Origin of the sequence: Nonomuraea lactucae (genome assembly GCF_003313395.1) — a bacterium.
In the GTDB taxonomy this organism is placed as follows: Bacteria; Actinomycetota; Actinomycetes; order Streptosporangiales; family Streptosporangiaceae; genus Nonomuraea; species Nonomuraea lactucae.
In genome coordinates this window covers 1-11397 of record NZ_QNFZ01000974.1, presented here as the reverse complement: position 1 = coordinate 11397, position 11397 = coordinate 1, and the positions used below count along the sequence as shown (strand labels likewise).

Genomic DNA, 11397 nt, shown 5'->3' with positions numbered 1-11397 from the left:
GGCCCGCCCTGTCGCACCACCGCCGGTGCCGGCCCGCCCTGTCGCACCGGCGTCGGTCGCGGCCCGCTCCGCGCCCCCCGCCGTGCCATCGGCGGGTGAGGGCTTCGCGGCGCGTTCGTCTGTGTCGGTGGTGGGTGGGGGTGTTCCCGTGCGTCCTTCTGAGCGGGCGGCGGGTCAGGGCATTCCCGGGCGTTCGCCTGTGCCGCCGGTGAGTGGGGGATCTCCCGTGGGTGCGTCTGTGCCGTCCATGGGGGAGGGCGTTCCCCCACGGTCAGCTGAGCCGCCGGTTGACGAGGGGTTCTCCGGGCCTTCCGGCGGGCCGTCGCCGGAGTGGGGTGGGCGCGGGCGTCCGCACGGCGGGCCGCGCGTCGTGGCGCTGGGAGGCGGGCACGGCCTGTACGCCTCGCTGTCCGCGCTGCGGTCCGTGACCGACGCGCTCACGGCCGTCGTCACCGTCGCCGACGACGGCGGGTCGAGCGGCAGGTTAAGGCGTGAACTCGGCGTGCTGCCCCCCGGCGACCTGCGGATGGCGCTGGCCGCGCTCTGCGGCGACGACGAGTGGGGCAGCACCTGGAGCGAAGTCGTCCAGCACCGCTTCCGCAGCGAGGGCGACCTGCACGGGCACACCGTCGGCAACCTGCTGATCGTGGCGCTGTGGGAGCTGCTCGGCGATCCCGTGGCGGGGCTCGACTGGGTCGGGCGGCTGCTCGGGGCGCAGGGGCGGGTGCTGCCGATGGCGTCCGTGCCGCTCGACATCGTCGCCGAGGTGGACCTCGACGGCGTCATCTCGACCGTGCGCGGGCAGGTGGCGTGCGCGCTGACACCTGGACGCGTGCAGGCGATCTCCCTGGTGCCGGAGGATCCTCCCGCGCGGCCCGAGGCGGTCGAGGCGGTGCTCGAGGCCGACTGGGTGGTGTTCGGGCCGGGATCGTGGTTCACCAGCGTGCTGCCGCACCTCAAGGTGCCCGCGCTGGCCAGGGCCCTGCACGAGACCAGTGCGAGGCGGCTCGTCACGCTCAACCTCGCCCCGCAGGCCGGTGAGACCGACGACTTCTCACCCCAGCAGCATCTGGAGGTGCTCAGGCAGCACGCGCCCGATCTGCCGGTGGACGTCGTCCTCGCCGACACAGGCGTGGTCGACGACCTCGCCCCGCTGGAGAAGGCGGCCGCCGCGCTCGGCGGGCGGGCCGTCCTGGCCGACGTGGCCGCCGCCGACGGCTCTCCCCGCCACGACCCACGACGTCTTGCCTCCGTCCTGGACGAGATTTTCCTCCAGAAGCGTTGATCCTGGTCGGCGTGGCGCAAAGGTGCGAGAGACTGCTGGGAGCCGGTCTGAATGGGGGAGGACTAACGCTTATGGCGATGACGGGTGTGGTCAAGGACGAGCTGAGCCGACTGCCGGTGCTGAAGCCGTGCTGCCGCAAGGCCGAGGTCTCGACGCTGCTGCGCTTCGCCAGCGGCCTGCACCTGGTGGGCGGCCGCATCGTGATCGAGGCGGAGCTCGACACCAACGCCACCGCGCGGCGGCTGATCAAGGACATCGGCGAGGTGTTCGGCCACAAGGCCGAAGTCCTCGTCCTCGCGCCCGCCGGGCTGCGCAAGGGATCGCGCTACGTCGTGCGCGTCTACCGCGACGGTGAGGCGCTCGCCCGGCAGACGGGCCTGATCGACAACCACGGGCGGCCGGTGCGCGGCCTGCCCCGCCAGGTGGTCGCGGGAGCCTCCTGCGACGCCGAGGCGGCCTGGCGGGGGGCGTTCCTCGCCCACGGGTCGCTGACCGAGCCGGGCAGGTCGATGTCCCTGGAGGTCACCTGCCCAGGGCCCGAGGCCGCGCTGGCGCTGGTGGGCTCCGCCCGGCGGCTCAAGATCCACGCCAAGGCGCGCGAGGTGCGCGGCGTCGACCGGGTCGTGGTCCGCGACGGCGACGCGATCAGCGCGCTGCTGACCCGGCTGGGAGCCCACGACAGCGTGCTGGCCTGGGAGGAGCGGCGGATGCGCCGCGAGGTCCGTGCCACCGCCAACAGGCTGGCCAACTTCGACGACGCGAACCTGCGGCGCTCCGCGCGCGCCGCGGTGGCGGCCGGAGCGCGGGTGCAGCGGGCGCTGGAGATCCTCGGAGACGAGGCTCCGGACCACCTGGTGGTGGCCGGGCGGCTGCGGGTCGAGCACAAGCAGGCGTCGCTGGAGGAACTGGGCCAGATCGCCGACCCGCCGCTGACCAAGGACGCCATCGCAGGGCGGATCCGGCGGCTGCTGGCCATGGCCGACAAGCGCGCCTCCGACCTGGGCATCCCCAACACCGAGGCCAACCTCACGGTCGACATGCTCGCCCCCTGAGGGGCATGGGCCACGGTGTGCACGGGGGAGCGGCGTGCGGGGCGGGCGGTCAGTCCTGGCCCGGCTCCCTGGGAGCGAAGGGGTTGACCGTGGCGCCCGTGGTGGCCGGCTTGGCGGGCTGGACCGGCTCGAAGGGGGCGCGATACTCCTGCTCATGCTCCTTCTCCTGGTCCTGCTCCGGCTCGGGTTCCGGCCGGTCCCCCTTCCGGTGGGCCGCCCGGACCGGCCTCGCCCGGCGCTGCCGCAGGGCCCGCACCAACGGCAGGACGAAGGCGGGCAGAGCCGCGACACCGCCCATGAGCCAGATCCACCAGGAGAGCGTGAGCATCTCCCTGACACGCAACGCGGCATTCGTCAGGATCTCGAGGAACATCCCCACTGTCTCGACCGGGGATCCGTGGCTGATCCACGAGGCCGTGTGGAAGGCGACCGTGCCCAAGCCGACGGCGGCGCAGGCGTACAGGGCCGCGAACAGGGGCAGCAGCAGGCTGCGCGGCCTGACGGCCCGCACGGCGAAGCCGACGATCAGGCCCGCCGCTAGGCTGACGGCGATCGGCAGCACGAGGCCGTCCCCCAGCCAGCGCACGTCGAACGGCGGACGGCTCCCGAAGAACAGCGCCGCCGCGTACGCCGCAGCGGTCAGCGGGGTCGCGATCAAGCCCACGACCAGGCCGGACAGCAGGCCGGACCTTCGTTGTGACATCTCAGCCCCCAGAGAATGCCCGTACTTACTCCAATGAGTCGGGCACTTTACTCGAACCACACAAATCGCGCCTGTCAAATGGTGATACGTGGGCGGGGGTTGAAGTGGTCTAAACCAATTTGGGTCCGATAAGGTTGGGGGCTGAGGTTCCAACCGCCATCATCCGAGGAGATCGGTTCCCGTGAGCATCCGCGTAGGCGTCAACGGCTTCGGCCGTATCGGTCGTAACTTCTGGCGTGCGGTCGCCGCCAGCGGCAAGGACATCGAGATCGTGGCGGTCAACGACCTGACCGACAACGCGACGCTCGCCCACCTGCTGAAGTACGACAGCATCCTGGGCCGCCTGCCCTACGAGGTGAAGGCGACGAGCGAGGAGATCACCGTCGACGGCAAGGCGATCAAGGTCTTCGAGGAGCGTGACCCCGCCAAGCTGCCGTGGGGCGACCTGGGCGTCGACGTGGTGGTCGAGTCGACCGGCCTGTTCACCGACGCCAACAAGGCCAAGGTGCACGCCGACAACGGCGCCAAGAAGGTCATCATCTCGGCCCCGGCCAAGAACGAGGACGTCACCATCGTCATGGGCGTCAACCACGACACCTACGACCCGGCGCAGCACACGATCATCTCCAACGCGTCCTGCACCACCAACTGCCTGGCCCCGATGGCCAAGGTCATCCACGACACCTTCACCATCGAGAAGGGTCTGATGACCACCATCCACGCCTACACCCAGGACCAGAACCTCCAGGACGGTCCGCACAAGGACCTGCGCCGCGCCCGCGCCGCCGCGCTCAACGTCGTGCCCACCTCCACCGGCGCCGCCAAGGCCATCGGCCTGGTGCTGCCCGAGCTCAAGGGCAAGCTCGACGGGTTCGCGATGCGCGTGCCGATCCCCACCGGCTCGGCCACCGACCTCACGGTCGACGTCGGCCGCGAGGTCACGGTCGAGGAGGTCAACGCCGCCGTCAAGGCCGCCGCCGAGGGCCCGCTCAAGGGCATCCTCACCTACACCGAGGACGAGATCGTCTCCTCCGACATCGTCACCGACCCGGCCTCCTGCGTCTTCGACGCGGGCCTGACCAAGGTCATCGGCAACCAGGTCAAGGTCGTCGGCTGGTACGACAACGAGTGGGGCTACTCCAACCGTCTCGCCGACCTCATCGAGCTGGTGGGCGCGGACCTCTGATGCCGATGCGCACGTTCGACGATCTCGACGTGAAGGGGCGGCGCGTGCTCGTGCGCGCCGACCTCAACGTCCCCCTCGACGGGGAGACGATCACCGATGACGGCCGCATCCGCGCCTCGGTGCCCACGATCAGGACGCTGGCCGACCGGGGGGCGAAGGTCGTCGTCTGCGCCCATCTGGGCCGCCCCAAGGGGCAGGTCAAGCCCGAGTTCTCGCTGAAGCCGGTGGCCGTGCGCCTGAGCGAGCTGCTCGGCCGGGACGTGGCGTTCGCCACCGACGTGGTCGGCGACAGCGCGAGCGCCACGGTCGGCGGGCTCCGGGACGGCGAGGTCGCCCTGCTGGAGAACCTCCGGTTCGAGCCGGGCGAGGAGTCCAAGGACGACGCGCTGCGCGGCGGGTTCGCCGCCCGGCTGGCCGCGCTCGCCGACCTGTACGTGGGCGACGGCTTCGGCGCGGTGCACCGCAAGCACGCCAGCGTCTACGACGTGCCCAAGCTGCTGCCGCACGCGGCGGGCAAGCTGATCGTGGCCGAGGTCGAGGTGCTCAAGAGGCTCACCGAGGCCACCGAGCGGCCCTACGTGGTGGTGCTCGGCGGCGCCAAGGTCTCCGACAAGCTTGGCGTCATCGCCAACCTGCTCACCAAGGTCGACAGGCTGCTCATCGGCGGCGGCATGGCCTACACCTTCCTCAAGGCCCAGGGCCACGAGGTCGGCGGGTCGCTGCTGCAGGAAGACCAGCTCGACGAGGTGCGCGGCTTCCTCAACGAGGCGGCCAAACGGGGCGTCGACCTGGTGCTGCCGGTCGACGTGCTGGCCGCGACCCACTTCGCCAAGGACGCGCCCCACGACGTGGTCGACGCCACCGCGATCCCGGCCGACAGGCAGGGGCTCGACATCGGCCCCCGCACCCGGGAGCTGTTCGCGGGCAAGGTGGCCGACGCCCGCACCATCTTCTGGAACGGCCCCATGGGCGTGTTCGAGTTCGACGCCTTCGCGGGCGGCACCAAGGCGGTGGCCGAGGCGCTGATCGCGTCCGGCGCGTTCACCGTGGTCGGCGGCGGCGACTCGGCCGCCGCCGTGCGCAGGCTCGGCCTGCCCGAAGATGGCTTCTCCCACATTTCCACCGGTGGCGGGGCGAGCCTCGAGTATCTCGAGGGCAAGACCCTGCCCGGCCTTGCCGCCCTTGAGGAGTGACGTAGTGAGAAAGCCGCTCATCGCCGGCAACTGGAAGATGAACCTCAACCACCTCGAGGCCATCGCGCTGGTCCAGAAGCTGGCCTTCGCGCTCACCGACAAGGACTTCGACAAGGTCGAGGTCGCGGTGCTGCCGCCCTACACCGACCTGCGCAGCGTGCAGACGCTCGTCGACGGCGACAAGCTGCGCATCGTGTACGGCGCGCAGGACCTGTCCCAGCACGACGCCGGCGCCTACACGGGTGAGATCTCCGGCGCGATGCTGGCCAAGCTGGGGTGCACCTACACGGTGATCGGCCACTCCGAGCGGCGCGAGCACCACCGCGAGGACGACGACCTGGTCAACGCCAAGGTCCACGCCGCCTACCGCCACTCGCTCACGCCGATCCTGTGCGTCGGCGAGGGGCTGCCGGTGCGTCAGGCCGGCGGCCACGTGGCGCACAGCGTGGCCCAGCTCGAGGCCGCGCTGCGCAAGATCACGGCCGAGCAGGCGAAGTCCATCGTGGTGGCCTACGAGCCGGTGTGGGCGATCGGCACCGGTGAGGTGGCCACCCCGGAGGACGCCCAGGAGGTCTGCGCGGCGTTGCGGGAGCGACTCGCGGAGCTGTACGACCACGAAGTGGCCTCCGGGGTCCGTATCCTTTACGGTGGCTCGGTCAAGTCAGGCAACATCGCGGGGATCATGGCTCAACCCGATGTCGACGGCGCGCTCGTGGGCGGTGCCAGCATCGACGCCGGCGAGTACGTCAAGATCTGCCGGTTTTCCGATATGCCGGGCTAACTGAGCGGTTCGGGGGGTGCGACTTGACAGCAGGCCGTACCCTCAAGAGGCAAGATTGAATCGTCACGTGTCACAGAGCATTGAAGGAACAGGCATACCGTGGAAATCGGAATCTCCATCGCCCTCATCCTGGCGAGCCTTCTCATGATCCTGCTCGTCCTGCTCCACAAGGGCAAGGGCGGCGGTCTGTCCGACATGTTCGGCGGCGGTTTCTCGTCGAGCTTCGGCGGCTCGTCCGTGGTGGAGCGCAACCTCGACAGGTTGACGGTGATCACGGGCGTGATCTGGTTCGTCTGCATCGTCGCTCTCGGCCTGCTGCTCAGGCCCTGAGCGGGTCGGCGCGCGTGACAGTGATTCTCCCCCCGTGTCTCGCGGGGCGATCGAGCGAGGAGTTCATCCGTGGGTAGTGGCAACGCGATCCGTGGCAGCCGTGTCGGCGCCGGCCCGATGGGGGAGGCCGAGCGCGGCGAGGCAGCTCCGAGAGTGCGGGTCTCGTTCTGGTGCGCCAACATGCACGAGACGCGCCCCAGTTTCGCCAGCGACGCGGCGGTCCCGGAGATGTGGGACTGCCCCCGATGCGGCCTCCCGGCCGGCCAGGACGAGCAGGCGCCGCCTGCCCCGCCCAAGAACGAGCCGTACAAGACGCACCTCGCGTACGTGAAGGAGCGCAGGAGCGACAAGGACGGCAAGGCGATCCTGGAGGAGGCGCTCGAGCGCCTGCGCAACACCAAGTCCCCCTGGTAGGACACGAACGCGCGGCACCGACCGCACCGGAAGGGCCCCGCTGTCGTGCCGGGGCCCTTCCGCGTACCCGGCACCGGTCCGTGAGCAGGTCCACCGACCGCTGCTCTGGGGCAGGCGCTCAGCGCAGGGTGCGGAGGAACGCTCGGAGATCCGCGGCGGGTTCTGCGGGCTCCGCGGGCTCGGCGGGTTCCGGGGGTCGGGAAGGCGGCCTGAGCTACGAGCCCGCCCGCTGGTACACCGGCTCGCCGTCCACGAACGTCATGCGCACCCGCGTCGTCCAGATCTCCCCCTGGGGCAGCGCGAACGGGTCGCGGTCGAGCACCACCAGGTCAGCCGGGCGGCCCTCCTCCACGACGCCGGCCGGCGAGCGGTTGATCCACGCCGAGCCCGCCGTGTAGGCGGTCAGCGCGTTCGCCAGGTCGATGCGCTGGCCGGGCAGGAACGGTGTCCGCGCGGTCGGGTAGCCGGCGTGGACCGAGCCGCCCGGTTCGGTCCGGTTGACCGCCACGTGAACGCCCTGCAGCGGGTCGGCGCTCGACACCGGCCAGTCGCTGCCCGCGCAGAACCGCGTGCCGTGCGCGAGCAGGTCGGCGAACGGATACTGCCACGACGACCTCGGCTCCCCCAGGTAGGGCAGGGTCAGCTCGTCCATCTGCGCGTGATGGGTGGCCCAGAGGGGCTGCAGGTTGGCCGTCACGCCGAGCTCGGCGAACCGCGGCACGTCCGACGGTTCGATGATCTGCAGGTGCGCGATGTGGTGGCGGTTGGCCGGGTCGGTGCCCGCCAGGCTGTCGAGCGCCTCGCGGACCGCCCGCTCGCCGATCGCGTGGAAGTGGACCTGGAAGCCGAGCCGGTCCAGCTCCGCCACGTACTCCTTCAGCTTGGCCGGATCCACGTATGACAGGCCCGTGCCACCGCACAGGCAGTAGGGCTCCAGCGTGGCGGCGGTGAAGTTCTCGGTGATGCCGTCCTGCATGATCTTGACCGAGGTGGCCGCGAACCGGTCGAGCCCCTCGGCGCAGGCGCGCCGCTCGACGAGCTCCCCGATCTGTTCGAGCCCGCGCGTGCGGTCCCACCAGAGCGCGCCCACCACGCGCGCCCGCAGCCTGCCGGAGCCGGCCGCGGACAGGTACGTGGGCAACTGGTCGTCCGAGCCCGCGTACGAGCCGACGATGGCGTCCTGCCAGCCGGTGACGCCCAGCGAGAACAGGTGGCGCTCGGCGTCGGCCAGCGCCGCGTCCAGGTCGGCCGCCGTCGGGCGTGGGGTGAGCAGGCCGACCAGGTCCATCGCGCCCTCGTGCAGCACGCCGCTGGGGGTGCCGTCCGGGTCGCGCTCGATGCGGCCGTCGATCGGGTCCGGGGTGTCGCGGGAGATCCCGGCGAGCTCCAGGGCGCGGGTGTTGACCCAGGCCGCATGGTGGTCACGCTGGATCAGGTAGGCGGGCCTGTCGAGGAAGTCGAGCCGGGACCGGTGGGGGAGACCGCCGGGGAACGCCGACATGTCCCACCCGCCGCCATCGATCCACCCCTTATCCCGATTTTTCATGGCATAGTCGGCGATCTTCTGGAGGTACGCGTCGAGGCCGTAGATCTCCGACAGGTCGCACTTGGCGCGCTCCAGCCCTGCCTGCACCGGATGGATGTGCGCGTCGGTGAACCCCGGCACCAGCAGCCCGCCGTCCAGGTCCACGGTCTCGTGGGCGCCCGCGAGCCGTACCAGCTCCCGCTCGGCGCCCACGGCGGAGATCACCCCGTCGCGGACCAGGACGGCCTCCGCGAAGGCGCCCCTGGCGGTGAAGGCGCGTCCGCCGCGGAAGAGGATGTTCATGGGGTCTCCTGTTCGCAGTGAGGGCGCCGCCCGCGCGGTGCCGCGGGCCGGACCCAAGAAGTGGTCAAATCGGCAATAGCGGATTATGGCCGGACATCTGGCTACATGAAACGCGACGTTAGCGGAGGCGTAACAGCTCCCCGGCATCATCGTTGACATGGGATTCTTGCGCATCCGCACCACGGTGGACGAGCGTCCGGGACGGCTCGCCTCTCTCGCAGCGGCGCTGGCCGCGAGGGGTGGCAACATCCTGGGCCTGAGTGTCCAGACCGACGCCGACGGGACGGTGGACGAGTTCGTCGCCGACATCCCCGCCGGCCCCGAGACCGTGCGGGAGGCCCTTGAGGCGGCAGGCGGCCGCCGGGTCCAGGTGGTGCAGGCCACCGCGCACGAACTGACCGATGAGCCGACCCGCGCCCTGCTGCTGGCCTCCCGGCTGCGCATGATGCCGTGGCGGCTGCCGGAGCTGCTGGCAGAGCTGCTGCGCGCGGACGACGCCCGATGGATCTATGGTGAAGCGGTGAGCGACCTTCCCGACCCCACCCAACTCGTCGTGCCCGTCGCGCCCCGGCGCGCCGTGCGGCTGCGCCGCGCGGAGCTGCCGTTCACGCTGACGGAGGCGGCTCGTGCGGCCTCGTTCGCCAGGCTCGCGCAGCCGCCGGCCGACCAGGTGAGCGGCGAGCGCACGGTCAAACTCGCCGGCGGAGTGGAGGTCTGCGTGCGCCCGCTCACCACGATCTACCGCGAGGCCGTCCGCGATCTGCATGACAGGTGCTCACCCGAGGCCCGCAGGTTCCGCTACTTCACCTCGATGCCGGCGCTGCCGCCGCGCATGTTCGACCGGCTCTGCGACCGCAGCCGGGGCTACTCGCTGGTGGCGGGCCACGACGGCCAGGTGGTGGCGATGGCCAACCTGATGTTCACTCCCGATCCGGGCATCGCCGAGATGGCCTTCCTGGTCGAAGACCGCTGGCAGGGGCGCGGTCTGGGTTCGGCGCTGGCCAGGATGCTGGTCAGGGCGGCGCGCGACCTCGGGTACGCCGAGGTGAAGGCGACCATGCTGTCCGACAACGCCCGTATGCGGCGGCTGCTGATGTCGCTGGGCGCCACGCTCGGCTACACCGAGGATCCGGGCGTGGTCGAGGGCCGGCTGCCGGTCGGCTCGCTCACGTCGGCCTGAGACCTCACCGGAAGGGCTCGCCGGCCTTGTGACGTCGCCAAGAGGGGCGTCGGCAAGCGGGTCGTCGGCAGGAGGGGCGGCGCCAAGAGGGTCAAGGTCAGCCCGAAGCGCTCCCGGAGGCCTCGCCGGATGACTCCTCGCCGGAGTCCTTCGGAGGGGCCTCACCCGGCGCCTCAGCGGTCGCCTCACCCGGTGCTTCACCGGAGAGGGTCGTCCGACCGGTGGCGTGGTCGCGGGCGTCGGCCGGTCCGGACGGCCGGCCGATGCCGAGGTGGCGCTCGATGCGCTCCAGGCTCTGCTGGATCTGGGCCAGCCGCTCGACCAGCGACGGACCGCCCCGGTAGGAGGAGGTGTCGAGCGGGCCCTCCTTTGGCCTGCGCCCGATGTGCTCCAGCACGCTGCGCCGTACGGCTTCCAGGTCGGCGCCCGCGTCGAGCAGCGCGGTCACGGCGAGCCCCTCGCCGCTCCTGACCAGCCCCAGCAGGATGTGCTCGGTGCCGATGTGCTTGTGCTGCAGTTGCAGGGCCTCGCGCAGGGAGAGCTCGAACACCTTCTTGGCGCGCGGCGTGAACGGGATGTGACCGCCCGGCGCCTGACTGCCGCGGCCCACCGCGCGCTCCACGAACACCCGTACCCCCGCCAGCTCCACGCCCAGGTCGCCGAGCGTGCGCGTGGCGATGTCGTCGCCCTCGTGGAGCAGCCCGAGGAGGATGTGCTCGGTGCCGATGTAGTTGTGGCTCATCATCCGCGCCTCCTCCTGGGCGAGGACGACGACCCTGCGTGCGCGGTCGGTGAAGCGCTCGAACACGGGCGAGCCTCCGTTCGCGTTCCTGCTCCCAGCTCCCACTATGCGCTACGAACCCGCCCCCGCGGGGTATCTCACAAGTGTGGATCTTGACGAGGTGGCCGACCGGCTCTACTCGCTGCCGCCGCCCGAGTTCACCGCCGCGCGGGAGGCCGAGGCCCGCGCGGCCAAGGAGGCCGGCGACGTACGCCTCGCCCGCGAGATCGCCGGCCTGCGCAAGCCGACGGTCTCGGCGTGGGCGGTGAACCGGGCCGCCCGCGAGCACCCGGGCGAGCTGGGCGAGCTGCTGGACCTCGGGGACGAGCTGCGCCGGGCGTGGGAGTCGCAGGACGCCGGCGCGCTGGCCGAGCTGACCAGGCGGCGCGGCGAGGTGTCCGGCCGGGTGGGCAGGCTCGTGAAAGAGGGGGCCGGCCTGTCGCCCTCGTCCGCCGCCGAGGTGGACCAGACGCTCGACGCCGCCGTGGTGGACTCCGGCGCCGCCGATCAGGTGCGCGAGGGCCGCCTGGTCAAGCCGCTCAGCTACAGCGGGTTCGCGCCCGCCCCGGTACCGCGCGGCAGGCCCGCGGCCCGGCGGAAGCCCACGGCCGAGGACGAGGCGGAGGGGGCCACCCGGGTCGGCGCCAGGCGGGAGGGCGAGGCG

Annotated in this window: 12 protein-coding genes; 9 read left to right on the top strand and 3 right to left on the bottom strand. The window is 71.5% G+C overall.

Annotated features, from left to right (window positions below; genetic code table 11):
- Positions 1-226: 226 nt before the first annotated feature.
- Positions 227-1285: a gluconeogenesis factor YvcK family protein gene (locus DQW85_RS34515; RefSeq protein ID WP_240197618.1), complete on the top strand. Its 1059-nt coding sequence runs from the start codon at positions 227-229 to the stop codon at positions 1283-1285.
- Between the two features lie 71 nt (positions 1286-1356).
- Positions 1357-2337 carry a DNA-binding protein WhiA gene (whiA, locus tag DQW85_RS34510; RefSeq protein ID WP_113703955.1) on the top strand — a complete coding sequence of 327 codons (981 nt, stop codon included), beginning with the start codon at positions 1357-1359 and terminating at the stop codon, positions 2335-2337.
- 49 nt (positions 2338-2386) lie between these two features.
- Here whiA and DQW85_RS34505 read toward each other — a convergent pair whose 3' ends face one another.
- Positions 2387-3040 carry a hypothetical protein gene (locus tag DQW85_RS34505; RefSeq protein ID WP_113703954.1) on the bottom strand — a complete coding sequence of 218 codons (654 nt, stop codon included), beginning with the start codon at positions 3038-3040 and terminating at the stop codon, positions 2387-2389.
- Between the two features lie 181 nt (positions 3041-3221).
- Here DQW85_RS34505 and gap point away from each other — a divergent pair, with 181 nt between their 5' ends.
- The 5 genes from gap (at position 3222) to DQW85_RS34480 (ending at position 6944) form a co-directional block, all read left to right on the top strand.
- On the top strand, positions 3222-4226 hold the full coding sequence (gene gap / locus DQW85_RS34500) for a type I glyceraldehyde-3-phosphate dehydrogenase (protein ID WP_113703953.1): 1005 nt from the start codon (positions 3222-3224) through the stop codon (positions 4224-4226).
- A 5-nt stretch (positions 4227-4231) separates the two neighbouring features.
- Entirely contained in the window at positions 4232-5419 is a 1188-nt protein-coding gene (locus DQW85_RS34495; protein WP_275888283.1) for a phosphoglycerate kinase, read from the top strand.
- Positions 5420-5423: 4 nt separating this feature from the next.
- Positions 5424-6200 carry a triose-phosphate isomerase gene (tpiA, locus tag DQW85_RS34490; protein ID WP_275888282.1) on the top strand — a complete coding sequence of 259 codons (777 nt, stop codon included), beginning with the start codon at positions 5424-5426 and terminating at the stop codon, positions 6198-6200.
- A gap of 99 nt (positions 6201-6299) precedes the next feature.
- Positions 6300-6530 (top strand): preprotein translocase subunit SecG, encoded by a 231-nt coding sequence (gene secG / locus DQW85_RS34485; RefSeq protein WP_113703950.1) that lies wholly within the window; start codon positions 6300-6302, stop codon positions 6528-6530.
- A gap of 69 nt (positions 6531-6599) precedes the next feature.
- A complete protein-coding gene (locus DQW85_RS34480) occupies positions 6600-6944 on the top strand; it encodes an RNA polymerase-binding protein RbpA (protein WP_113703949.1) in 345 nt (114 codons plus the stop codon).
- Between the two features lie 214 nt (positions 6945-7158).
- Here DQW85_RS34480 and DQW85_RS34475 read toward each other — a convergent pair whose 3' ends face one another.
- Positions 7159-8772, bottom strand: coding sequence for an amidohydrolase (locus tag DQW85_RS34475; RefSeq protein ID WP_113703948.1), 1614 nt, complete (start codon positions 8770-8772; stop codon positions 7159-7161).
- Between the two features lie 157 nt (positions 8773-8929).
- Here DQW85_RS34475 and DQW85_RS34470 point away from each other — a divergent pair, with 157 nt between their 5' ends.
- Positions 8930-9952, top strand: a complete 1023-nt coding sequence (locus tag DQW85_RS34470; protein WP_113703947.1) for a GNAT family N-acetyltransferase — start codon at positions 8930-8932, stop codon at positions 9950-9952.
- A gap of 97 nt (positions 9953-10049) precedes the next feature.
- Here DQW85_RS34470 and DQW85_RS48340 read toward each other — a convergent pair whose 3' ends face one another.
- Positions 10050-10760 (bottom strand): Clp protease N-terminal domain-containing protein, encoded by a 711-nt coding sequence (locus tag DQW85_RS48340; protein ID WP_113703946.1) that lies wholly within the window; start codon positions 10758-10760, stop codon positions 10050-10052.
- Positions 10761-10839: 79 nt separating this feature from the next.
- On the opposite strand from DQW85_RS48340, the gene DQW85_RS34460 reads away from it, so the two are divergent.
- Positions 10840-11397: hypothetical protein (locus tag DQW85_RS34460; protein ID WP_113703945.1), on the top strand; the 558-nt coding region annotated here is incomplete at its 3' end.